This window comes from Shewanella sp. SR1 (assembly GCF_020447145.1).
GTDB lineage: Bacteria > Pseudomonadota > Gammaproteobacteria > Enterobacterales > Shewanellaceae > Shewanella > Shewanella baltica.
In genome coordinates this window covers 24,310-47,790 of record NZ_JAJAEF010000025.1, presented here as the reverse complement: position 1 = coordinate 47,790, position 23,481 = coordinate 24,310, and the positions used below count along the sequence as shown (strand labels likewise).

The window sequence follows — 23,481 nt, the reverse complement described above, 5'->3', positions numbered from 1 at the left end:
GACTGACTCTATGATATTTAATTGAAAAAGTCGTAAGAAGTGGCCACTATAAGCCTCAATCTATCGTTTTTTTGAGATTATAATGACTCGAGCTAAATCTACCTTAGAACAATGGCGTATTTTGCAAGCGGTGGTCGATTTTGGCGGCTATGCCCAAGCGGCCGAAAAACTCAACAAGAGTCAATCGTCACTCAACCATGCGGTTGCCAAATTACAGCATCAGTTAGGTATCGAACTACTCGAAGTCAAAGGCCGTAAAGCCTATCTCACCCAGCAAGGCGAAGTACTGCTGCGCCGCTCACGGCATGTCACCCAAGCCGTCAACGAGTTAGAACAGCTCGCGAGTAATCTCGAGCAAGGGTGGGAGCCGACACTCACGATTGCCCGTGAAATTATCTATCCGATGGAAAACTTAGTGTGTGCCCTCAATGCGTTTCTGCCCCACAGCCGTGGCACTCGCATCATCATGCTGGACTCTGTGATCACCGGCACCCAAGAGCTCATTCTGCAGAGTAAAGTCGATATTGCTATCTGTGCAGGGGTGCCGCCCAAAGGGTATTTATCCGAACCTTTATGTGAACAAGAACTCTACCTCGTTTGTCATCCAAGTCACCCACTCGCTGACTTAGGTTCGATTGAAGACGATAAGCTACTGGCACAGTATTTACAGTTAGTGATCAAAGATACCGGCGTGCAATCCAATATCGACATAGGCTGGCTCAAAGCTGAGCAGCGCTGGACCGTTTCTAACTTCCACGAAGCAAAAGTCATTTTAAACCAAGGTATTGGTTTCTGTTGGATCCCATCTTTTTTAGTCCAAGAGGAATTGGCATCTGGCAATTTAGTGCGTTTACATCTTGATGGCAGTCAAAAACGCCGCATCATGTTGAGCCTAGTGATCCCTAATAGAGATCAACAAGGACCAGCATCCAAACTGCTTGCCTCTTTGATTTTAAAACAGCATGGAATTGAACCGACAAATAACAATTAATAGCATGATAACCAAACGAGTTCTCAATTCGAGTGAGCAAGACGCTAAGAGCCTAGTGCTGACGCTTGCTTAGTGCTTAGTGCTTAGTGCTTAGTGCTTAGTGCTTAGTGCGAAAGAATAAATGCAGAGGGGTTGCTTGAAAAAAGAGAATGAACAGCAGAATGGGCATAGTTAAGCCTAATCTTACACACTAAAATCAACATAGCGCGCTGGTTGCTGACCCAGGTATTGCGGCTGAATAAATCCTGCTTCCTGCGAAGCATCATCCTCTGCACTTGACTCACTCTGCAGTGACGCACTGCGATTCTCAATCGCACTGATGCTTGAGGGCGACTCGTTTATCTCGTTGGTATCTTTTGCTGCCAGAGTTGGCAGAACAGTAGCGGATTGCGCATTATTAAGCAGCTCGTTTACAGAGGCTAGATTAGAAGGCTGAATATTGACTTGCTGCGTTACGTCAGCACGGACTGAAGGTCCAATACTGGCTTGTGCAACAGCAACATAATAACGACTTGCGGTACTATCTGGTCTTGGAATAAAACGTGTCGCTAAATCAGCAGAAGTTGATGCTTTTCCAAATGCTAAGGTTGCAGTCGGTGGCTCAATGGTTTCCACTGTCGTTGGGGTATTAACTGAGCCGCTGGCACTCGAAGTTCCTGACGGAGTTTCCGAACTAGTATTAGAGCTAGTATCAGTCGTCACTGCGGTTTTGGCCGTCTGCGCTTCAACCCTTTGAATGAGCTTATCGACTGCATCTGATACTGGTGTTGAGACGGCATTTTGGGGCTGAGCAATATTCCCTAACTCGTCAACGTTCCCCGTTACTACGGGTGTGTGTTCTTGCAACGGCGGTAGCGCTTTAATCTGCGCATCGGCGCCCACTAAGGTTTGGGTTGTTTGCAAGTCTACAATCTGTTGTTGCCGCTCTTCAGCAAGCTTCACCTTTGCTTCATTCATTTTTTGCAAAGCTTCAGCGGCAACGCGAATATCCGCAGATGAAGGATCAACCGGAGCCATTGCCGCCGCGTACACTTGCTTCATTTTGTTTATTGTTGCGAGTGGATCGCCTCCGACAGCAGAAACATCGATCTGCACTTCACCATCGGTAGCATAACGTTGGCCATCGGCACCCTTCTCATACTTAAAACTCGGACTCTGAGCATATTGCCCGCCGACTGTAGCATGGGCATGTTCATGGGCTTTAACCTCAGAGTCTCTGGCCTTAAGTGAATCAACCTGTTGTTGCTGTTGCGCCTGCGCTTTTTCTTGGGCTTGCTTTACTTGCTCCTGAGCCTGCTGTGCCTGTGATTGCGCTTGTGATTGTTGTTGCTTTGCTTGTTCCGCTGCCACAGCTTGCTGTTTCTGCGACGCTTCTTCCTGTGCTTGCTTTTCAAGCTGATTATCGTTTTTAGCAAAAACATCGGCTAAGGCTTGCTGACGATCATCTGGGTTAGACGCTATAGCAGGATCTTCTACCTGACTAACTTGAGCCTTAGCGTCACCGAAAACCTGGGTAAATTGTTCCAACACTGTCGGTTGAGCAACTTCATTGCGAGCGGATTGATCTGCTGCTTGTGCAGAGTTTGACTGCTCAACAGTCCCTGCACGCGCAGCTGAACTATTACTACTTATACTTCCAGAATTTCCAGAACTGTTATCTGAAGACGTAGAGGGGTTAACTGCCGCTGCGCCAGTAAAAACAGTTTGTGGCCCAAACACTGCGGCTAAATCAGGCGTTATGGGAGAAACACTGCCCGTACTCGATGGATTAAAAGCGGGAAGCTCTGTGCTACTCGTGCCAATTGATGAACTCGGAGGCGTAAAAATATCAGAGGGAATACTGCTCGTGACACTAAGACTTGGGCTCGTTGTAGAGATGGCATTTGCGCCAAGGCTACTTCCTATAGTTTTCGTGATTGATGAAAATACCAGAGTCGACACAGGTGCGGCAATTTGTCCCCCACGCACACCAGAAATGGATCTTGGTCCCGTTAATAAGCTAAAACTGGCATCGGCATGTAAACTCGCCCGATCTTTTAACCCATTGACTTGAGTAGCATTGGTTTTAGGAAGAGTAACCTGCGGCCTTGATTCAGCAAAAGGACTGGCCTTTAGTGCTTGGCTTGCGCCATTAAACGCTGGTAGTACAGGCGAAGCAGCATCAATGCCAGCGACATTTGAACTTATGGATGTCGCCGTATTTGTCCCGTTGAATAAAGGCGTTGATGATATAGCTGCAGGCGTTGCAGAAAATGTTTGAGCGCTCGATTGCAATGAACTAGCGGCCAAAGAACTCGCATTAAAAGACACATTTGGTGATGAGTGGAGAGATTGAGAAACGTGAGTTGCTAATGAAGCAATAGGCGCGGCTTGAACCGGAGCGGTTGAGGTTCCAGTAAAATGTGGTTCATAGGCACCACTCGCTTCAAATTTTGCAGAGCCTGCAGTGTGAGCGCTGGCTCCTTGATAAGTGCTATTAGCGTGACTCTGGATTAGGCTCTGGCTTTGAGTCTGGCTTAGATTCGAGCTTAGCGTCTTATCATATGTCGAAAATGAAGAGGATGGCGCTCCAACCTTAGGTGATAGCGCCACAACCGACATGATTTTTACACCTTAATATTAATGATCGAACCTATCGTTTCTGAATCTGTTTCAATCACTTCTGTTGAGGCTTCACCTTGTCTTAATGACTCATTTGCTGCCAGTAATGCCGACGTTTTATCGGGCTGGGCAACATCTCTGGCAGGCTCAGCCGGAGTTGCACTTTGCGTCTGTGTAGGTTTAGCCACATCTATCGTTGCTTGAGTGAGCCCAGATTGAGCACTTTGCAAGCCTTGCAGACCGGATGAATAAGCAGATTGGATTTGCATAACGGTATTCCTGCACGCTGTGATTAATGGGTCAATTATTGACCAGTAACGTGCAAAAGTACAGATTTTATCCGCATTCTCAGCATTTATTTACGTCCAGATTTATCCTGTGATCCAATTAGCTTCCCAATCCTTAAATACGGGATTAAAACCCTGCCGTTGCATCTGTTCGATAACTAGCTCGACACTGCGATCATCGCTTATCTCAAATTGATCGAGTTGACTGTCAGGCGCTTGATAGCCGCCCGGTTGTGTCGAACTGCCCGCACTGATTTGAGTAATCCCAAGTGGTAAAAGATTATCCCTCAACTCAGGGCTTTCCCTTGTCGACATGCTGATGTCAAGCTGTTGATTAAAAATTCTAAATGCGCAAATCATTTGCACTAAACCTAGATCCGATAGCATGACTTTTGGGGTGATCCCGCCAGTACAAGGTCGTAACCTTGGTAGCGAAATACTAAAGCGGGTACGCCAATAGCGTCGTTCTAAATAGTCGAGATGATATCCCATCATTAACGCATCTAAACGCCAATCATCCAGCCCCAGTAATACCCCAAGACCAATTTTATCAACGCCCGCCGCCGCAACTCTGTCAGGTGTTGCTAAGCGATAGGTAAAATCCATTTTTTTCCCCCAGGAATGGTGACTAGCATAAGTCTCGGGTTGATAGGTCTCTTGATAAATCATCACAGCATCTAAACCTAGCGCGACTAACTGGCAATAATGGTCCTCACTCATGGGCTGAACCTCCATCGCCACATGGCTAAATTGCTGCTTTACCAGCGGCAACATTTGCTTGAAATAATCGATGCCGACCTTAGTTTCATGCTCACCTGACACCAGTAAAATAGAATCGAAGCCCCTATCTTTGATAATGGCCATTTCGGCCATCAACTCCTGCTCATTCAAGGTCTTGCGTTTGAGTTTGTTACTCATGCTAAAGCCACAGTAATCACACTCATTAGCGCACAGATTCGAGACGTATAGCGGTAAATACATGCCCAGATTCGCGCCAAATCGCTGCCGCGTTAGCGCCGCAGAGTGCTGCGCTATGGTTTCGATATAAGGTTCCGCCGCAGGTGATAGCAAGGCCAGTAAGCTACGTAAATCCCCTGCTGGACTCACCAGCGCCCGCTCAACATCTTGGGCAGTACAAGAATACAAATCGAGTAACAGTTTATCCCGTGGGATGTTGGCAAATTCCGCTACAAAACTCATTGGTTTAAAAATCCCGTCAGAGGACTGGTATGTACCGCGCCCGTTTGTACTCGGCCAAGCCCAGCTTCAAAGGCCCGTCTACCGCATTGCACCGCCTCTTTAAAGCACTCGGCCATCACTATCGGCGACGCGCTGCTGGCGATGGCGGTGTTGACGAGCACCGCATCGGCGCCCAGCTCCATTGCCCGCGCAGCCTGCGAAGGTGCGCCAATGCCGGCATCGATCACCACAGGCACCCGCGCCTGCTCTATGATGATTTTTAAAAAGCTTTCAGTGACTAAACCTTGATTACTGCCAATCGGACTCGCCAGTGGCATAACCGCAGCGCAGCCTACCTCTTCCAAGCGGCGACAAAGCACAGGATCGGCATGCACGTAGGGCATCACGATAAAGCCTTTCTCACAGAGGATTCTAGCCGCCTCTAAGGTTTCTATCGCATCGGGCATTAGGTACTTAGGATCCGGGTGGATTTCGAGCTTAATCCAATGAGTTCCCAGCATTTCACGGGCAAGCTCAGCCGCAAACACCGCTTCCTTGGCGTTTCTCGCCCCCGAAGTGTTAGGCAATAGCCGTACACCCGCTTGGCGTAACGGCGTGAGTAAATCATCAAGCCCCATTTTAAAATCAATTCTTTTCATCGCAACTGTCACTAACTGCGATTTTGAAGCCGTTATCGCCTCAAGCATCACTTGGCTATTGCTGAATTTTCCCGTTCCGGTAAATAACCGTGATTCAAACTCCACATCGGCAATCGTTAACATACTAGCCTCCCGCTACAGCTGAAAAAAGTTCTAATTTATCTTCATGTTGGCAGAGAATCGATTGCCAGCGATTACGCGGAACCACCTCTGCATTCAACACGATAGCGACCGAATCGAGGGCTATATCTTGCGCGAGGATCACAGCCGCGAGTGAAGTCGGTTCCGTTAATGGCTGCGGGACATTATTTATGTGAATTAAAATCATATCAAACCTCCATACTTTATAGTTTGCTGGGCTTATCGGATGATGAACAAACCTCTTTTGGACCACATACGTCACAATGGGGATCCCGCGTTAATGTCGCCGCTGTCCATGAAAGTGATTTAGCGTCGAAGCGCCAAAAACGTCCAAACAAGGCACTTTTAGGTTCATCACAACTATCCATACTCAGCAAGAGTTGCATGGCCATCAAAGATTGCATTGACGCCATCACGCCCACGCTCGGCCCGAGTACGCCTTGGGTACTGCAGCTCTGCGACACTCTCGTCTGTGCGGGGAAAATACAGTGATAACAACCACCAGAGGGGAACCGCATTTGGTCGACCGCGAACAATTGGCCGCTAAATGCCGCGATTGACGCGCTGACTAAAGGTAAAGCCGCTTCGATACAGCTGCGATTAATGGCTTGGCGAGTCGCAAAGTTATCTGTGCAGTCAAGCACTAGCACTTTTTTGCCCTGTTGTTTTGCCAGTAAAATATCAGCAAAATGAAGAACCGATGTCGCAGCATTAAATGCCGTTTCATAGGCAGTAACAGTGCAATGCGGTGCTATGCCATTGAGCTTTTGCTTGGCAACTCGCGCTTTATTGAGCCCAATATCGGCATCGTTGAATAACAATTGTCTTGGCAGATTTGATACTTCAACTTTATCCATGTCGATTAAGGTCAAGCGACCAATACCTGCACAAGCCAGATACTGCGCCGCCAATTGTCCTAAGCCGCCAAGACCGATAATCGCGACACCAGCGTCGGCCAGTTGTAATTGCCCGGCCTCACCGACTTCTGGCAATAAGACTTGCCGAGAATAACGGATGAAATCTGAATCACTGAGTGTACGAGCGCATTGTGTACCGTCGCAAAGAACCTCTGCGTGAGCAAGCGGTGGGTTTTTACTCATGCTTTGCACCCAACCCATGCTTTACAGCCAGTTCTTCAGACAAGCTACATTGCTCCCAAGCTTGGCTCAGCTCTGCAAACGCTGCGACTGGATCCTTAGCTTTCGTTATTGCGCGCACCACAGCAATATTGCCCACCCCCGAGGCTTTCACCTTTGCCAGATTATCTAAATCAATACCGCCAATGGCGACCAAGGGATAATGGTCTTGGAGTAACGCCACATAATGTGTAAGTTTTGCGAGCCCTTGGGGCGCCGAAGGCATTTGCTTCGTCGTAGTTGGGAATATATGTCCAAGCGCTATGTAGGATGGCGAGTATTGGTGCGCCAATAACAGCTCGAAATAACTGTGGCTCGATATGCCTAGCGCGAGTCCCGCTGCTTGAATGGCCGCTAAGTCAGTAACGGCGAGATCTTCTTGGCCTAAATGTACCCCCAAGGCACGGTATTTTATCGCTAACTGCCAGTGATCATTGATAAAAAGCTGTGCATTAAAATGCTTGCCTAAGGCAATGGCCGTTTGAATTTGAGCTTCTAATTCGGAGCCAATTAACTCCGGTTCGCCTGACTCACATCTACTTAGCGCAGACTTGCCTAAATCAGATTCAGCTGGCGCTGCAGTAGTTAACTCGCTGATGTCAGTTTTTATCCGTAACTGCACAGTTTTAACGCCTGCCGCTAATAAACTTTCCAGCATGGTTAAGTCACTCACCACGGGATAAACACCAAGCTCGGCATCGAGCACTTTAAAACCGTGGGATAAAATATTTTGAGGTGGCGTCGAGGCTATTCTTACCTGAGCGGTTGCCTGATCTGTTGCGGATAAAACTGTTGCAACTAAATCACTTCTAACATCAAGATGTCGATTGAGGTGATGACGAATAAAATTGCCATCACACAGATTTATCTTGGCATAGCGGGACAAGTTATTAGGCCAACCCGTACGGGCCAACGGCCCTGGACCTTGCCCTAAACCAATCGCCGCGCTTAAGCCTTGACTCACATAGGCTTTGGCAACCACCACCGCATCTTGCAATACAAAACCCTGCGCTAACACGGCGGCAATGGCCGATGACAAAGTACAGCCACTACCATGGTTATGACGGGTATTAACCCGCTGGCTGGCTAACCAGAAGCGCCCATTTTGATGCAGTTTAGAGCTCGCGCGCACTTGACGACAAACTAGATAATCCTCGGCAAGCTCAAGATCCCAGCCATTACTCTTGTAAGCGATATCATGAGCGTTAGTCTGAGTTTGAGCATGAGTATCAGCAAGAATGTCAGTGCAACCAAAGCTCACATCGCCACCTTTAGCGAGCACACTGCAATCAAGGCTCTGGGATAAAGCCAGTGCCGCGGCAGCGAATTGCGCTTTCGTTGAAACATCACTGTGAGTTAACCGCCCAAGTTCAAGCACATTGGGCGTGATAAGTTCGATTAAACCTTTGAAAGGCTTAAAATCTAAGGCTGATTTGGCCGCACTTTTTATATCCTGACAGTTATCGACTGCTAATGCATCGCCACAACTGGCGACCATCACAGGATCGACAATCACAGGCACAGATGGATAGTGGATTTTAAAACTCGCGATCCAATCTGCCAGCAATGCCACTTGAGTTTGATCTGCCAGTAAGCCGATTTTAATTGCTTTGGGTGGCAAGTCGGAAAGTAGAGTCGTCAGCTGAGCCATTAACATCGCCGCTGATACGGGCTCGACTAAAATGACCGCCACTGAGCTTTGCGCCGTCACTGTGGTGATCACGCTGCAACCGTGACAGCCCAAATCTTGAATTGTCGCCAAGTCCGCCTGAATACCGGCACCGCCGCCACTGTCTGAACCAGCTATGGTCCAAACAAACGCGGGACGCTCGGTATTCATGGGCGCATTATCCCCATGAATACCCAACATAATTAGGCTTCCTCAGCTTCGGCGACAAGCTTGTCTTTCACGTGATAGATCTCGGCGCCCGAAGCAGCAAATTGTGCCGATTTTAGCGCCATTGCCGCTTCCAACTCCTGCGGCGTCTTGACTGTGACTTGCATGGCTTGGTCAGCAGCTTCAACTTGATCCGCCTTCGCTTGTGCCGCCTCTAAGCCAGCGGCATAGGCGCGCACATCTTGGGTGATTTTCATCGAACAAAATTTAGGGCCGCACATAGAGCAAAAATGCGCGACTTTAGCGGATTCCTGCGGTAAAGATTCATCGTGATAAGCACGTGCGGTTTCAGGATCGAGTCCTAAGTTATATTGATCTTCCCAGCGGAATTCAAACCGCGCCTTTGCCAGCGCATTATCACGAATTTGCGCACTCGGATGACCTTTCGCCACATCGGCGGCGTGGGCGGCAATCTTATAAGCAATCAAACCTTGCTTAACATCTTGTTTATTCGGTAATCCTAAGTGTTCTTTTGGTGTGACATAACACAACATAGCGCAGCCGTACCAAGCAATCATGGCCGCGCCTATGCCGGAGGTGAAATGATCATACCCAGGTGCGATATCGGTGATTTGCGGGCCAAGCGTGTAAAACGGTGCTTCATCGCAGTGAGCTAACTGCTTGTCCATGTTTTCTTTAATGAGCTGCATCGGGATATGTCCCGGCCCTTCGATAATGGTTTGTACGTCGTATTCCCACGCGATTTTGACTAGCTCACCTAAGGTTTCAAGCTCTGCAAACTGGGCAGCATCATTGGCGTCGGCAATTGAGCCTGGACGCATACCATCACCTAAAGACAGGGATACATCGTAGGCGACGCAAAGCTCACAGATCTCACGAAAATGGCTGTAGAGGAAATTTTCCTTATGATGGCTCAAGCACCATTTGGCCATGATTGAACCGCCGCGGGAAACGATCCCTGTAACGCGTTTAGCCGTCATCGGCACGTAACGAAGCAGCACACCAGCATGAATAGTAAAGTAATCAACACCTTGCTCAGCTTGTTCAATCAAGGTATCGCGGAACACTTCCCAGGTTAAATCCTCTGCCACGCCGTTCACTTTCTCCAGCGCTTGATAAATCGGCACTGTGCCGATGGGCACTGGCGAGTTGCGGATGATCCACTCGCGGGTCTCGTGGATATAACGCCCCGTGGATAAATCCATTACCGTATCTGCGCCCCAACGGGTTGACCAGACGAGCTTTTCCACTTCTTCCTCGATGGAAGAGGTCACCGCAGAATTACCAATATTGGCGTTCACTTTCACCAGAAAGTTACGCCCTATGATCATAGGTTCGGCTTCGGGATGGTTAATATTCAGCGGAATAATCGCGCGGCCACGGGCAACTTCGGCGCGGACAAATTCGGCGGTAATCGGTTCGCCGACTAAGGCACCAAAAGCTTCGCCCTTGGCTTTACGATTGAGGATTTCATCCTGTACTTCGGCAAGTGCCATGTTCTCGCGGATCGCCACATATTCCATTTCGGGAGTGATAATCCCTTGACGGGCATAGTGTAATTGGCTGACTCGTTTGCCCTGCAGCGCTCTGCGTGGGCGGACAATGGCACTCGAACCCGCCTCAAAACGCAGATGGTCTAAACCGTCGTCAGCGAGTCTTTGTTGGGTAAAATCTGAGGTCGCGCAGGGTAATTGCTCTGTATCGTTGCGGGCTAGGATCCAGTTTTGTCTTAATTTACCAAGGCCTAGACGCACATTGATATCGGCCTCAGGATCGGAATAAGGTCCGGCGCAATCGTACACTCGGATTGGCGGATTTTTCTCCATGATAGGCGCATCATCTGTTCCGCCGACAAGGGTGTCAGTCTGCAGGATTTGCCGCATGCCAACGCGAATATAGGCACTTGAACCTTCGAGATAAATCTTTTGTGAATTAGGATGTTGCAGTGGCGCTAACGTATCGATAAAGGCTTGGGCCTGCGCGCGGGTTTCGCGGCGACTCGGCGCCTTAGGCACGATTGATTGACTAGACTCAGCCGATTTATTAGGGATTGTCGATTCTGGCGCTGTGATTTCTGTCGCATTGGCAGCTACAGCTGGGTTTTGGTTTGAACTGGACATAAGCAATCTCACGTTAAAAAATGGAGTTGCTTGTCTGGAGAATTGAGTTGTTGATAGCTGGACATGGCAATCAACTTTTGTGGCCAACACTGGCTTCAAAAATTGAGTTACCCTGCTCAATAACAATTAAATCTAAACATTAAGGCTTAAAACATTGCTGAGTTAACAGGTGTTCAAGCCGTCTATTTTGGCGATTTAATATGTGTTATTACGCTTGTTTCCTTCGCAGGTTTTAACCTGATCAGGTTCAACGGATCCCGAATAAACGGTCTCAGCCAAGAGGCACTCCGACAAGATGAGTGCGCAGTATAGACAGAAGCGGCAGCAACAAACAAGGAAAAAAGTAATTAAAAATCTTAACTACCAATCCAAAATAAAGATTCATAATTCATTGTTTTTAATTGATTAAATAAAATTAAACTAAAAAATATATAATAAGCATGAAAATAGATCATAAAAGAAAGTCACTATTTATGGGGTTTGAGCATCATTTTATTTAATCGAGATTGAATGGCATCATCAATAGCTTGATTGATTTTTTTGCCACTGCAGTCAAATGGGAAACCTAAATTTTCGGCGTAAGGATTAACTTGAGTGCCGACTTGTACCACGCGATAACAAGTATCCCCTTTACGCACAATACGATTTGGATCTAAGGGTAAATCTAGACTCGTTGTGCCACCGAAATCATCGGCGTTAGGGACAAATAACACTTCCATCTCAGGGCTCATTTCACTCATATTCGATTTCCGGGTGAATTTATCGGCCTGTTCAATGACGAGATCATCGAGCGCTTGCTCGCGCTGACGTTCAAAATATTGCTGGGTGAATAAACTCATGCTTGAGCTTGTCGCTATTGTGCTCTCACCTTCTGCTGCGGGCGAACTCTTAGCGCCAAGCTGCGGCTTTATTTCTGTGGTATCAAGCGTATTAGTTGGTTTTTTTGCCGTCACTTCCGCGGGCTGTACTTCACTTTGGGCACTTGATTGAGATTGGCTCGATTGAGTGATGTCCGGTTTAACCGTATCTGGCTTCACTTTTCCCTGATCTACTTTTTCAGGCATGACCTTTTCAAGTATTGGCAGAGGCTTAACTTGAGTTGCAGGCGTGGGAACAGTTGTAGGCGTAACAGAACTTGTCATCTCAGTCTTATCCACGGCCTTGCTCTCTGTTTCTAGCGCAGCGCTTTCAGCCTTCTCTACCGCGGGAGCATAAATAAAGTAAGCTTTAAGCGCCGTCACTTTAGGGCCCCGACTTTCAGTTTCTGTTAATCCAAAGGGATTTAACTGTGGGCGCCACAAAATGCAGATAAGTAAAAATAAACACGCATGCACTAAGAGCACAAAAAATAGCAGACTTAATCCTTTGAAATACGGCTGACGAGCACGTAAAACTGATCCCGTCTCCAATGCCTGATCACTGGTTTGTATTATCCTAGACAGTTCAAGTTTTGATTCAGACTCAGCAACCAATTTATCTTGATGTTGATCTTGATGTTCAGTATGGATTTCTTGCAGTACCAAATCTCGGGCCTGCTCTTGATATATAGCATGGGTGTCATGCTCAGTGACTAAAAGGCCTGCACCGCGATTGAACGCTGACGGCACGGCAGTAGTGGTAAAAACAGGCGTTTGGGCAGTATCCAGATCACCGAGGTGATGATCAAATGCAATAAAAGTCTCGCCTTCTGGCGATGTGACCGAAAAAAGCAAAGCACTATCAGTATCATCTCCAATCGCTATTGCTGTAGGAGATACTGTCAATAAAGGCGCGGCTTTGGGTTGACGTTGAAAAGGCAAAATCCATCCTTAGGTTTTGTGTAGTCTCAATTGATTTCGATGATGCTTAACGTGGAACAATTGCACTCAAATCCAATATCGAGTTGCTGAATATTGAAAGAGAATTATCCAATGATTGCATTTACTTGCGAGTGCTCAACGCAGATTAGAGGAGGCAAACAGGGTAAAGTTCAACGCGAATGCAACACGTTACAAGCGCAGTGCTTATGCCAATGCTTAGTAAGACACTTGTCAGTCGAGACAAATAAGGCTGGGAATTGAGATCACAATCGCGCTAAATTGATGGGAAAATGCTTGCTAACTCTTACGTCTTGAAGCGGATAACATCATCAATGCGATACGCTGACGGGAATGCAAGACGGCGTTAAAAATCTAAAGGGCGAAAACAATAGAAGCCAGCCATATATTTAAGCTTACAAGTGTACGCTTAAATATGGTGATTTATTTTTCTAACTGATAGACTCAGTCATTATCGTTTGCGAGTGTGTATCTACTATGTCGAGTCAAAGTGTTATCGAACAACAAAACCCAGCTAAAAACCCTGCTAAGTCTGGGCCGTATAGTATTAAAGAAGAAATCGCTAATAGCGTATCCCATGGCTTAGGCGTCATCGCAGGCATAGTGGCATTGGTACTGATGTTACTCAAAGGGCAAGATCATCTAACGCCAATTCAACTAACGGGCGTTGCCATTTATGGTGCGAGCATCATTGTGCTTTTTCTATGCTCGACCTTATACCACAGCGTTAGCCATTCAGGCTGGAAACATAAACTTAAGATCGCCGATCACTGCGCAATTTACTGTTTGATTGCAGGAACTTACACACCTTTGATGCTGATAAGCCTACAGGGGACGCAATCGATAGTGATTTTAACGGCGATTTGGTCGCTTGCGATTGGTGGGATCCTATTTAAGACGCTATTTATTCACAAATTCAAAAAGTTAAGCTTAGTCTTGTATCTCGCCATGGGTTGGCTATGTGTCACTGTGATGGGCGATTTAACGGCGGCCATGTCGGAGTTAGGTTTTAATCTATTGATCTTAGGCGGGTTATTTTACACTTTAGGTGTTGTGTTCTACGTCGGGAAACGCATTCCATTTAACCATGCCATTTGGCATTTGTTTGTGCTTGGCGGTGCCATGAGTCATTTTCTGTGTATTTATCTGACTGTTATTTAAATGGCTATGATTTACCTGATGGTGATTTAACTGGCTCTTATTTAACTGACGGTGATTTATCTGTGGGTCAAAGCTGAAAGTCGTTAATTATCTATTCAAGCACTTCCTCAAACGTTCTCTCGAACATCGCAATCAAGTACGGCTATTCAATTCAGTAAATAGCGACGCTAATAGCGTCGCTTGTTCTGCTCTGCCACACTGGCGCCAAAGCGCAATAATGCACTCTGCAGTGCACAAGCCTCCTTCTTGCTGATTACGCCGCAATATAAAAGCGGATTCAGGCATAAGTGGCGGCAAACTAACTCGTGCAGCCATTTTAAGATAGGCGCTCTGGCGCAGCATCTTACGCGCCTCCTGCCATGTCGCATCTAAAATCACCACTTGGCTCGGCATTCGCTGTTCTGCTATGAGTGTGGATTGCGCAGGCGCTAACAACATTTGTGCGTTCGAGAGCGTCGACTCAGCTAAATCCGTATCTAAGGCATTTTGATCAATGGGCACAGCGGGCTCAGTATCACTTGCAGGAAACAACAATTTAGCCTGCTGCGATGCCAACATAGCCACTAAATCGTTATCAGGTGCCGTTCTCGACCAGACGATGCTTTTCACCTCTTCAGGAAATGCGGCTAACGCGAGTTGGCCAGTATTTGTTTTGCGGCTTAACTCGCGTTCGTGGGTCAATAAAATAATCTGCATTGCCTTCCTTGCTGCGGCAAAAGAATGAGAAATAACATTAAACATCTAGCGATGTTAGGAACAGGCTCGAAGCTGTATCAGCTTAAAAGATCAGGTTGAAATAACGACGTTTAATCGCTAACCAAACCCTGCTCACTCAGTTATGTGTGAAATAAAATCATATATTAAACACATGATTTTAAAGTGATAAAACTTAAAAACATTCCAACACTATCTGTTTTAGCAGAAAAGTTTCACGCTCTATTGATTGGCCTTTATGGGGATGATTGCGCTGAATGTCTTCATTATGGGCGATAGCTTGATGAATATTAAGCCATTCAGGCCGCATGCCATTTTTTATCTCATGGGCTTCTAATCGAGTCTCACCTAAACCACGCTCGCCCAGTGCGGTGTCGATACGGCACACGTAACAGAATGACTCCATGTGCACTACGTTCGCCCCTTCACGGTACCAAGGCCGAAACTCTTCGTAACGGCCAAAGGGCGCTAACACTTGAATGTCTAGGGCGCCGGTTTCTTCCTGTAGCTCGCGGATCAGTCCATCTTCGAGGCTCTCGCCGTCGTCAATCCCGCCGCCGGGTAAGCTGTAATCGCGATATTTTTGGGTATAAAGCAGCAAAATGTCTTCACCCGATAACACAATCGCGCGGGCAGCTCTGCGATAAAAAACGCGTGCCGTCTGTAGGTTTACCGCTGGATCTTGGGTGGTTCTCAATAAACGCATAGTCGTAGCCATTTGCCGAAAAGGAGTCGCAGCATAAACGAAAATGTGCCAAATGCAGATCAAAAACTGTAGCAGAGGCAATAATCACACTCAGTCCAGTCCGAGTGATTGATAGATTTTAGCGATTACAAGCTTAATTATTAACGGCTTAAGCTAAAATCGTTTTACCCATGATATTAACAACGAGATCGCGATGCATCATCTCTTTCGTATGATTCTCATCGTAGTTGCTCATCTTTGCTGCCCATAGTAATGCCCAAGCGGCAAAATGCTCAAGAGCATTCAAACTCACAATGCTCACTCAAGAGCTGGACCAATTGCTGCTGATAGGCATCAATAATCTCTGGTGTTTGCTTATGCGTGGGCATGCGTTGGTAATGACCAATCACCTGCGACAAATAACGCTGCGCTCGCGGCAAACTTGCTTCATCTAGCATCTGCCACATTAACGAACCTGTAGCACTGATAAGCAGACCATTTGGAGCCGCGATTGTACTGACATGGAGGATTTCGTAGAAACGTTGATTCTCTTCCAATAAATGTTCCGACTTAAGCCCTAGCCCTAAGGCAGTGAGTGATTGCCTGACATAGTAATTATGATGCACGGGACACAAAATGAATTCGAGGTGCCGCTGTGGGTGCAGGGCTAGAATTGCCCGCACTAAGTCCACCAGCAGTTCACCACCCACACCAGCGATGATAATCAACTGTTTATCCTTGTCACTGGTTTGCGCGAGCGGTAAAGCCGCAACATCAAGGCAATGCACTTGCCACTGAGTATGACGACTTAAATTTGGATCCATGTCTAGGTTTAAGTGTGGGTCTAAGTTTGGATCTAAGTGTGAATTTAGGCCTGATATGTCAGCGGGGAAGAAACGCTGTAAACGCAGTTCAAGCGCCTGCATCAGCGAAGGGACACAATCGACAAAGTGTACATGGCGGGCAGCGCTCCTTTCTAGCAACAGCATACCGAGTAAACCATGATCGCAGCAGCAATCCCAAATATGATCGTAATGACCACTGATCATGCTGTTTATCTGTTGTAAACGTTGGCTAATTTTCACGGTTTGACCTTACTGCTGCGGCTCCAAATACTATAAATCCCACTGTAAATCCCACGCTAAATTGCATTTTTAAGCAAAAAGAAAGCGCGCATATTACCCGAGTCAAAAGCAAACCACATCTTTTGTTCGTGCCCTCGCAATGCTTCTCGTCACTTCTGTTACGTCACGCCTTAATGTGGTGAATACGTATGCAGGCCGTTGCGGTTAAAAAGCCATCGCCACTAGTATGCTGTGAGTCACATTCATTATAAAAACAAGGATCAAGGAATGTTCATCAAGACCTGCCCTATTCAGTTAATTGACGGCTCGCGTTCAGCGCGCCAAAAGCTATCGCAAGCGCTATTGAGCCCTACGGTTATCGCCCTTGCGGTTACGAGTCTCTTTAGTGCCAACGTATTTGCCAAAACCGTTACCGTCAGCTCACCCAACCAACAAATTCAAATCAGCTTGAGTGACGATACTGGCCGCCCTGAATATAAAATCGATTTTCACGGCAAGACAATCATAGAACCGAGCCGCTTAGGCTTAGTTTTTCAATCCCTTGGTGAACTCGGTCAAGGATTGCAGATTAACAGCAGCGAGAAAAAAAGTGCCGATGACAAGTGGCAACAACCTTGGGGCGAGCAGGAATGGATCCGCGATCAGCACAATCAACTGACCGCAGTATTAAGCAACGGCAAGGTGCAGCTCGAAGTCGAGTTTAAAGCCTTTGACGATGGTATTGGCTTTCGCTATCACTTAGCCCAACAAGCCTCCTTTCCCGCTAATTCGCCGATCTTAGTTACAGACGAGTTAACCGAGTTCAATGTCGGTCAAGCCGATAAAGCCACCGCTTGGTGGATCCCTGCCCGTGGCTGGAATCGCTACGAATATTTGTATCGCACCACAGCGCTGAAAGAAGTCGATAGAGTCCACACGCCCTTCACCTTTAAACTCGCGAACGGTACGCACTTAAGTATTCACGAGGCCGCCTTGGTGGACTTTGCCGCCATGACCTTAGATCAGCAGCGCGATGGCAAGCTTAAGGCCGATCTCACGCCTTGGTCCGATGGCATTCGCGTCAAAACTCAAGTGGGCTTTTATACGCCGTGGCGCACCATTCAAATTGCCGACAACGCGACTGGGCTACTCAATTCGCACCTTATCCTTAACCTCAATGAGCCCAATAAACTCGGCGATGTTGCTTGGGTAAAACCGGGGAAATACGTCGGTATTTGGTGGGGAATGCACTTAAATGAAAATACTTGGGGTTCGGGTCCAACCCATGGCGCCACCACCAGCGAAACCGAACGCTACATGGATTTCGCCGCTAAATATCAGTTTGATGGTGTATTGGTAGAAGGTTGGAATGAAGGTTGGGACGGTGACTGGTTCCACAATGGCGATCAATTTAGCTTTACTAAGGCCTATGCCGATTTCGATCTGCCCGCCATCACAGCCTACGGGGCGAAAAAAGGGGTGCGTTTAATCGGCCACCACGAGACAGCAGGATCAGTCACCCATTATCGCGATCAAATGGCTGATGCCTTTGCCCTGTATGAGAAGCACGGTGTGACCCAAGTCAAGACGGGCTATGTCGCTGATGGTGGCCAAATCAAGCGTATCGATGACAAAGGCATTACCCGTCACGAGTGGCACGACGGCCAGTTTATGGTGGGCGAGTATCTGCACAGCGTCACAGAAGCTGCGAAACACCATATCAGCATCAATAGTCACGAGCCAATCAAAGACACGGGTCTGCGCCGAACCTATCCAAACTGGATCTCCCGTGAAGGTGCCCGCGGCCAAGAGTACAATGCCTGGGGTAGCCCACCAAATAGCCCTGAACATACGGCCATGTTACCGTTCACCCGTATGCTCGCTGGCCCAATGGACTTTACCCCGGGGATTTTTGACTTAGCACCTAAGGGGTTAGATGCGCAAAACCGTGTGCAAACCACTTTGACCAAACAGCTCGCCTTGTACGTTGTGCTCTATAGCCCAATCCAAATGGCAGCGGATCTGCCGCGCAATTATGAAAAGCACTTAGATGCCTTCCAATTTATCCGCGATGTGCCCACAGATTGGTATCAGAGTGTCGCGCTTGCCGGTGAAGTCGGCGACTATGTGGTCTTTGCCCGCCAAGCGAAGGATCAAGGTGATTGGTACTTAGGCGCACTCACGGATGAAACCGCGCGCAAGGTCACGGTCAAACTGGATTTCCTCTCCCCGAATAAACGTTATCAAGCGCAGATTTACCGCGATGGCGCAAAAGCCGATTGGAAAACCAATCCCTATGATTATGTGATTGAGACTAAAGAAGTGAGCGCTAAAGATAGTCTAAACCTCGCACTCGCCAGCAGTGGCGGTACGGCAATACGCTTTAAAGCACTTTAGATTTCATCGTGTTCAGTTCAGCGCGCTAACTTAATTGCTTAAGCGAGTGTGAAAATACAGAGTAAAAAACAGAAAGTCACCAAGGATGTACCTTGTCCTTGGTGACTTTTATTGCCAGATAGCACCGGTTTATCCCAATACAAAACGTAAACGTTAATCCTCTTCGAAGCGTCTTAGCAGATGTTGGCGTAAATTCAGTTGGTGCCCAATAGGCCGACAAATCGGTATGAACCGAATACACAGGCTTTAAATGCACTCGCAAACTAGCCAACACCACAGACTGTTCAATCCAGCCCAAGGCAAATGCGTACAATCAACACAGGTGCAAAAATGCCTCAGTTAGATTAATCTGACCTTCCTTTACTTGCTTATGGTGCTCGTCTTGCGGTACACAGCCGATTTATTAGAAATGCGCAGCTTTAAGCGTTTCGAGACCGAACTCGCGCACTTAGGCTTTACGCATTTTAAACCCTTAGCGCCACTTCGCCCTTGGGTGCAGCGCTACTTTCATTTGCGCGTAGCGACTGATTTACCGCAGAGCATTGAGCAGACATTTTATCCGGACGGCGGCACTAGCCTGCATTTCTATTTCCCAACGCCAACGCTAACTCAAACGCTCAGCGGCGAAGAACCCCAAGTGTTGTTTCACTGTGGTCAAAGCCGACATTCCCACGCCTTTTTGCTAGGAATCGAGCTGCTGATAGTTCGCTTTCACCCCGGCGGCGCGTTTCATTTACTCGGCATTGAACTGCAAGATATTAAGTCTACGACATCAGTGACGGCTATTGATGCGACGCAATTGCAGCTAACAGGATTGGATCAACTGCTATCACAACTGGCGCAAACCAATCAACCAGCCCGACGCATCGCATTACTTGAGCATTGGCTATTGCAACTCAACCAGCGGCAATTTACTGCGGCCTTATCTCGGCATGAATGCGCGAGGATTGGCTTAGTGCAGGCGAGTTTGCCAAAGCTTATTCAAACCCAAGCCAGTTTAGAGGATTTCTACGGACAACTGCCCCTAAGTCGTCGTCAGTTTGAACGAAGATTTAAACAAGAAACCGGATTGTCGCCAGCGCAGTTACTGCAGTTAAACAGAGTCAAAGTCGCCCGTAACCTACTCAGTCAATCACCTAACCTCAGCCTAGTGCAAGTTGCATTCGATTGCGGATTTTACGATCAAGCCCATCTACATCAACACTTTGTGCGAGTGACACAGCAAACGCCAGGACAATACAAAAAGCGTAAAATGTCGCAAATCTCCAATCCTACGTCGCGCTAACCGCTTAGATTGAAGCCTCAGCTTATAGGAGGCTTTTATGTCAGAACGTATACCACGCCAGCAAATTTATCAGCTACAACCCGCACTCGCCAACGCACTGTTAAGCTTAGACAAAGCAGCCGGCGACTCCCACTTTGCGCCATTACTGGTGCATTTAGTCAAGCTCAGAGCATCGCAACTCAATGGCTGCGCGTTTTGTCAGCGAAGGCACGCCGAGGAAGCCAGAAGTGACGGTGAAGAACAGCTGCGTTTAGATTTACTTGCCGCTTGGCATGAGGTCGATGGAATCTTTAATAAACGGGAACGTGCAGCGCTGCTCTGGACAGAAATCTTAACCCAAGTTGCTACAGCACCCGTGCATGACAGTCAGTATGCGGCGCTTGCAGAGCATTATTCCGAGAAAGAAATTGTCGACCTCACCAGCTTAATCATTGCCATTAATGGCTGGAACCGCATCGCGATCGCCTTCCACTTGCAACCCATATAGCAGCAAATAAATGGACAATAAAAAGGGCACCTAATGCAGTGCCCTGTTTGTTGGTATCACTATGCCGTTGGTATCGCTATGCCGTTAACTTAACGTCAGCGCCACTATTTTAAGTGGATGATTGTCATCGAACGAGGGGAAATCTTCATGGGGATCAAGCCAAGTGTGCGCAGTGACTGTACGACCTTGTTTTTCAACGCAGCGTACTAAACTGTCAAACCATGCTTGGCGCTCAACTTTCGCCACATTGTTGCAGCAAACGATAGTGCCGCCGACTTTAGTCGCCATTAATGCAGGCTTAAATAAACCTTGATAATCATTGATCAAATCGACAATACCGAAAGCACTCTTGGCATAACGCGGCGGATCGAGGAACACGAGATCAAACTGGGTTTGCGGCAATTTTGGGTAGCTCGGTAATTTTTGATTGCGTCGCCCTCCCACACTTAAACCAGCCAATTGGCGCAATGCCGGAAACGCATCACTCTGCACAAACTCACACACATTGGACACCTGATTTAACGCCGCATTCGCCTTGCCCGTGGCTAAAGCAAAGGAAGAAAAATCGACGTTCATCACCCGAGTCGCGCCGCCGATGGCTGCTGCTGTACCAATGCCGCAAGTGTAAGAAAACAAATTCAGCACGGTTTTATCTTGGCTGTTTGCCCGTACATATTCACGACCAATGCGCATATCGAGGAATAACAGCGGATCTTGCCCTTCATGACGCAGTTTAGTGCTGAACTTGATGCCATTTTCCTGCATGACTCGCTCAGAACTCGCGATCTCTGTCAGTGCGGGTGATAACGCGTTCAATACGCGGGAATTGCCTAATGAGCGGTCGTTATACACAATCGGCAAATCGGCCTGTTGCAGCAAAACGGCGCTAACATCGGCTAACTCTTCATCGGTTAAGGTCTGATGAAAACTCTGCACTAGCCAAGCATCGCCGTAACGGTCGACATTCAAGCCACTCACGCCTTCTACTGTGCCATGGAACACCCGAAAACAATCGGTTTGATCCTGTTCTGCTTGTTGTAAAAAATCATGGCGTTTCGCCAGAGCCGTCGATAACAGCGTTTGAATAGACATAAAAAGCGGGACTCGCGCAGCGGAAACCTGCGTAAGGTTTCAAGAAGGAAAACGGCATAATAACAAACTAGGTCGCAGAATATCGGATAAATTCACCAAAAGAGCGCTAAATTGCAGGCTTTGGCCCGATCCAACAAAGGCGCGACGAACTTAGCATAGATCTCTCGATATCACGGTTGGATAAAAAGTCAGATACCGCTCATGCTGATCAGTTTGGATAATCATTAGCTGGAACTGTAGCGCTCGCGTTTAGCTAGCGTCAGTGCGCTCTTAACCTAAGCCGTTTTCTGAGTGCCCTTTCATTCTTAGTCCATCTCAAACTCACTTCACCCGTTTGTGATTTAGTTCACTGAGCCCTTGATGTATAAGGCTAAAGCATGCAGATGGATTTTCTAACGGCAGCAGATGTCCATATCGCTTATCTTCTAAAAATACTGTATCCGGCGTGAGCTGTTGCCAGCGCTGCCAGGTCGCTTCAGAAAAGAACACTGACGGTTTCCCTCGGATGGCGACGCAGGGAAGCTTTATCTGCTTCAATATCGATAATACATTCGGCGGTTGAGTGTAGTTATGCGCTTCCCATCGTTTAGGAAACTTCAACATGAATTGGCCATCATTGTTTTGATAAATCCCGAATTGAGCTAAGGCGATAAAAGCCTCATCATCAAAGCGTTTGTATAGCTTACTCATTTTGCAATATTCGATATATTGCTCCCGAGTTTCCCATACATCGCGCTTCTTTAAGGTGTTTTTTGCGGGCGCGGTCAGATTCATTAACGATTTAGGCATTAACTTAGCAAACCAAGCGATAGGGAGCGATACCATTGCAGGTTCAATTAGTATCAGTGCTTTAAACAAATCAGGTCTTTTATTGGCGGCAAGAATGGTGCTGGTTGCTCCCATTGAATGGCCAATTCCGACAATCGGCGCACTGCAATGCCGCTCAATATGCAAGATCAAGTCATCGGCATAAAGCTGCCAATCTCGGCGCTTAGGTGGCATACCGGCATCAGGCCATGTCGGCCTTAACTCAAGTGCATTAAGGCTAAACACTCGCTTCAACTTGACCAATAAGGGCGCATAAACGCCTAATGGAAAACCATTGGCGTGGTAGAAATGGGCGGGTTCGCCAATATCTGAAAAGGTTTTAAAAACCTGAGCCTGTTGTAATTCAGTCCAAATTTGATCCATCAAATCCCACTTATCGAGTCCCACTGTTATAGTTCAACGGATTCAATCGTACCAATCTAAGCAGCTAGGCACCTTACGCTCAAGCTACGAAATCTAACCTGCCGATATTAGCCTCCACGACGGCCTAAAAGGTTATTAAATCACTTCAATTAACTGCTCTAATCCGGGCGCGGTTTTAGTCGGCACAAACTCTATTACCTCAAACTCGGCAATATCGGCAATGCAGAACGGATCTTGCTGCAAAATGGCCTCTAGCGCCGCGCGACTCTCAGCCTTAGCGAGAATGACACCGCCAGTACGTGGCACTTTACGACCCGAGGCAATAAAAGTCCCTGCGGCATAATACTGCTCAAGGTAGGCAATGTGTGCGGCTAAATGTAACTCCACTTCGGCAATAGGCTTTTTATAGGTGAGCGAAACAACAAACATAGGTATCCTCTTATTCACAAGTTTGGGGCATAGGGTTCCCCCAGCTGACTATATAGTGCGGTCCTAAAGTGTCAAATGAACTTAGCTTCCTGCAAAGTTAAAAATAGCCAACAGCAGGTTGCGCCCCTGTTTACCAGAAGTTATCAACCCATGATGAATACGTATGTAAGCAGTTGTGCACAAATCC

General features: G+C 47.4%; 20 protein-coding genes and 1 riboswitch. Of the genes, 5 read left to right on the top strand and 15 right to left on the bottom strand.

Annotated features, from left to right (window positions below):
- The first annotated feature begins 82 nt into the window (after positions 1–82).
- Positions 83–991 (top strand): LysR family transcriptional regulator, encoded by a 909-nt coding sequence (locus KV201_RS18490; protein ID WP_226060173.1) that lies wholly within the window; start codon positions 83–85, stop codon positions 989–991.
- 183 nt (positions 992–1,174) lie between these two features.
- On the opposite strand, the gene KV201_RS18485 is transcribed toward KV201_RS18490, so the two are convergent.
- The 9 genes from KV201_RS18485 to KV201_RS18445 all read right to left on the bottom strand — a co-directional run bounded on the left by KV201_RS18485 (position 1,175) and on the right by KV201_RS18445 (position 12,771).
- Positions 1,175–3,592, bottom strand: coding sequence for a putative metalloprotease CJM1_0395 family protein (locus KV201_RS18485; RefSeq protein WP_226060172.1), 2,418 nt, complete (start codon positions 3,590–3,592; stop codon positions 1,175–1,177).
- Between the two features lie 5 nt (positions 3,593–3,597).
- The gene (locus tag KV201_RS18480; RefSeq protein ID WP_006081755.1) at positions 3,598–3,861 is read right to left on the bottom strand and encodes a hypothetical protein; all 264 of its coding nucleotides are present in this window, start codon (positions 3,859–3,861) and stop codon (positions 3,598–3,600) included.
- 102 nt (positions 3,862–3,963) lie between these two features.
- Entirely contained in the window at positions 3,964–5,079 is a 1,116-nt protein-coding gene (thiH, locus tag KV201_RS18475; protein WP_226060171.1) for a 2-iminoacetate synthase ThiH, read from the bottom strand.
- Positions 5,076–5,840, bottom strand: a complete 765-nt coding sequence (locus KV201_RS18470; RefSeq protein ID WP_006081757.1) for a thiazole synthase — start codon at positions 5,838–5,840, stop codon at positions 5,076–5,078. The genes thiH and KV201_RS18470 overlap by 4 nt, the downstream gene beginning before the upstream one ends.
- 1 nt (position 5,841) lies before the next feature.
- Positions 5,842–6,045, bottom strand: coding sequence for a sulfur carrier protein ThiS (gene thiS / locus KV201_RS18465; RefSeq protein ID WP_006081758.1), 204 nt, complete (start codon positions 6,043–6,045; stop codon positions 5,842–5,844).
- A gap of 16 nt (positions 6,046–6,061) precedes the next feature.
- Positions 6,062–6,958: a HesA/MoeB/ThiF family protein gene (locus KV201_RS18460; protein WP_226060170.1), complete on the bottom strand. Its 897-nt coding sequence runs from the start codon at positions 6,956–6,958 to the stop codon at positions 6,062–6,064.
- The gene (gene thiE, locus KV201_RS18455) at positions 6,951–8,864 is read right to left on the bottom strand and encodes a thiamine phosphate synthase (RefSeq protein WP_226060169.1); all 1,914 of its coding nucleotides are present in this window, start codon (positions 8,862–8,864) and stop codon (positions 6,951–6,953) included. The genes KV201_RS18460 and thiE overlap by 8 nt, the downstream gene beginning before the upstream one ends.
- Before the next feature lie 2 nt (positions 8,865–8,866).
- Entirely contained in the window at positions 8,867–10,972 is a 2,106-nt protein-coding gene (gene thiC / locus KV201_RS18450; protein WP_226060168.1) for a phosphomethylpyrimidine synthase ThiC, read from the bottom strand.
- Between the two features lie 201 nt (positions 10,973–11,173).
- A riboswitch (TPP riboswitch) is annotated at positions 11,174–11,272 on the bottom strand.
- A 167-nt stretch (positions 11,273–11,439) separates the two neighbouring features.
- Positions 11,440–12,771 (bottom strand): hypothetical protein, encoded by a 1,332-nt coding sequence (locus KV201_RS18445; RefSeq protein ID WP_226060167.1) that lies wholly within the window; start codon positions 12,769–12,771, stop codon positions 11,440–11,442.
- A gap of 495 nt (positions 12,772–13,266) precedes the next feature.
- On the opposite strand from KV201_RS18445, the gene KV201_RS18440 reads away from it, so the two are divergent.
- Entirely contained in the window at positions 13,267–13,950 is a 684-nt protein-coding gene (locus tag KV201_RS18440; protein WP_226060166.1) for a hemolysin III family protein, read from the top strand.
- Between the two features lie 132 nt (positions 13,951–14,082).
- On the opposite strand, the gene KV201_RS18435 is transcribed toward KV201_RS18440, so the two are convergent.
- The 3 genes from KV201_RS18435 to KV201_RS18425 all read right to left on the bottom strand — a co-directional run bounded on the left by KV201_RS18435 (position 14,083) and on the right by KV201_RS18425 (position 16,434).
- Positions 14,083–14,691, bottom strand: coding sequence for a tRNA-uridine aminocarboxypropyltransferase (locus KV201_RS18435; RefSeq protein ID WP_226060165.1), 609 nt, complete (start codon positions 14,689–14,691; stop codon positions 14,083–14,085).
- A gap of 148 nt (positions 14,692–14,839) precedes the next feature.
- A complete protein-coding gene (locus KV201_RS18430; protein ID WP_226060164.1) occupies positions 14,840–15,370 on the bottom strand; it encodes an NUDIX hydrolase in 531 nt (176 codons plus the stop codon).
- Positions 15,371–15,642: 272 nt separating this feature from the next.
- The gene (locus KV201_RS18425; RefSeq protein WP_226060163.1) at positions 15,643–16,434 is read right to left on the bottom strand and encodes a tRNA (adenine(22)-N(1))-methyltransferase TrmK; all 792 of its coding nucleotides are present in this window, start codon (positions 16,432–16,434) and stop codon (positions 15,643–15,645) included.
- 267 nt (positions 16,435–16,701) lie between these two features.
- Between KV201_RS18425 and KV201_RS18420 the strand changes: the two genes are divergently transcribed.
- The 3 genes from KV201_RS18420 to KV201_RS18410 all read left to right on the top strand — a co-directional run bounded on the left by KV201_RS18420 (position 16,702) and on the right by KV201_RS18410 (position 20,582).
- Positions 16,702–18,810 carry a glycoside hydrolase family 97 protein gene (locus KV201_RS18420; protein WP_226060162.1) on the top strand — a complete coding sequence of 703 codons (2,109 nt, stop codon included), beginning with the start codon at positions 16,702–16,704 and terminating at the stop codon, positions 18,808–18,810.
- A 370-nt stretch (positions 18,811–19,180) separates the two neighbouring features.
- A complete protein-coding gene (locus KV201_RS18415; protein ID WP_226060161.1) occupies positions 19,181–20,095 on the top strand; it encodes a helix-turn-helix domain-containing protein in 915 nt (304 codons plus the stop codon).
- Between the two features lie 37 nt (positions 20,096–20,132).
- Positions 20,133–20,582, top strand: a complete 450-nt coding sequence (locus tag KV201_RS18410; protein WP_226060160.1) for a carboxymuconolactone decarboxylase family protein — start codon at positions 20,133–20,135, stop codon at positions 20,580–20,582.
- Between the two features lie 84 nt (positions 20,583–20,666).
- Here the strand turns inward: KV201_RS18410 and KV201_RS18405 are convergent, their stop codons facing one another.
- From KV201_RS18405 to KV201_RS18395, 3 genes are all read right to left on the bottom strand, one after another.
- Positions 20,667–21,674: a class I SAM-dependent rRNA methyltransferase gene (locus KV201_RS18405; protein WP_006086803.1), complete on the bottom strand. Its 1,008-nt coding sequence runs from the start codon at positions 21,672–21,674 to the stop codon at positions 20,667–20,669.
- A 321-nt stretch (positions 21,675–21,995) separates the two neighbouring features.
- Positions 21,996–22,865 (bottom strand): alpha/beta fold hydrolase, encoded by an 870-nt coding sequence (locus KV201_RS18400; protein WP_226060159.1) that lies wholly within the window; start codon positions 22,863–22,865, stop codon positions 21,996–21,998.
- 135 nt (positions 22,866–23,000) lie between these two features.
- On the bottom strand, positions 23,001–23,294 hold the full coding sequence (locus KV201_RS18395; RefSeq protein WP_226060158.1) for a YciI family protein: 294 nt from the start codon (positions 23,292–23,294) through the stop codon (positions 23,001–23,003).
- Positions 23,295–23,481 lie beyond the last annotated feature (187 nt).

What these genes read in the sequence shown, in the direction of transcription:
- KV201_RS18490 (WP_226060173.1), top strand. Translation starts at nt 83, where the DNA reads ATGACTCGAGCTAAATCTACCTTAGAACAATGGCGTATTTTGCAAGCG.
- KV201_RS18485 (WP_226060172.1), bottom strand. Translation starts at nt 3,592, where the DNA reads ATGTCGGTTGTGGCGCTATCACCTAAGGTTGGAGCGCCATCCTCTTCA.
- KV201_RS18480 (WP_006081755.1), bottom strand. Translation starts at nt 3,861, where the DNA reads ATGCAAATCCAATCTGCTTATTCATCCGGTCTGCAAGGCTTGCAAAGT.
- thiH (WP_226060171.1), bottom strand. Translation starts at nt 5,079, where the DNA reads ATGAGTTTTGTAGCGGAATTTGCCAACATCCCACGGGATAAACTGTTA.
- KV201_RS18470 (WP_006081757.1), bottom strand. Translation starts at nt 5,840, where the DNA reads ATGTTAACGATTGCCGATGTGGAGTTTGAATCACGGTTATTTACCGGA.
- thiS (WP_006081758.1), bottom strand. Translation starts at nt 6,045, where the DNA reads ATGATTTTAATTCACATAAATAATGTCCCGCAGCCATTAACGGAACCG.
- KV201_RS18460 (WP_226060170.1), bottom strand. Translation starts at nt 6,958, where the DNA reads ATGAGTAAAAACCCACCGCTTGCTCACGCAGAGGTTCTTTGCGACGGT.
- thiE (WP_226060169.1), bottom strand. Translation starts at nt 8,864, where the DNA reads ATGTTGGGTATTCATGGGGATAATGCGCCCATGAATACCGAGCGTCCC.
- thiC (WP_226060168.1), bottom strand. Translation starts at nt 10,972, where the DNA reads ATGTCCAGTTCAAACCAAAACCCAGCTGTAGCTGCCAATGCGACAGAA.
- KV201_RS18440 (WP_226060166.1), top strand. Translation starts at nt 13,267, where the DNA reads ATGTCGAGTCAAAGTGTTATCGAACAACAAAACCCAGCTAAAAACCCT.
- KV201_RS18435 (WP_226060165.1), bottom strand. Translation starts at nt 14,691, where the DNA reads ATGTTTAATGTTATTTCTCATTCTTTTGCCGCAGCAAGGAAGGCAATG.
- KV201_RS18430 (WP_226060164.1), bottom strand. Translation starts at nt 15,370, where the DNA reads ATGCGTTTATTGAGAACCACCCAAGATCCAGCGGTAAACCTACAGACG.
- KV201_RS18420 (WP_226060162.1), top strand. Translation starts at nt 16,702, where the DNA reads ATGTTCATCAAGACCTGCCCTATTCAGTTAATTGACGGCTCGCGTTCA.
- KV201_RS18415 (WP_226060161.1), top strand. Translation starts at nt 19,181, where the DNA reads ATGGTGCTCGTCTTGCGGTACACAGCCGATTTATTAGAAATGCGCAGC.
- KV201_RS18410 (WP_226060160.1), top strand. Translation starts at nt 20,133, where the DNA reads ATGTCAGAACGTATACCACGCCAGCAAATTTATCAGCTACAACCCGCA.
- KV201_RS18405 (WP_006086803.1), bottom strand. Translation starts at nt 21,674, where the DNA reads ATGTCTATTCAAACGCTGTTATCGACGGCTCTGGCGAAACGCCATGAT.
- KV201_RS18400 (WP_226060159.1), bottom strand. Translation starts at nt 22,865, where the DNA reads ATGGATCAAATTTGGACTGAATTACAACAGGCTCAGGTTTTTAAAACC.
- KV201_RS18395 (WP_226060158.1), bottom strand. Translation starts at nt 23,294, where the DNA reads ATGTTTGTTGTTTCGCTCACCTATAAAAAGCCTATTGCCGAAGTGGAG.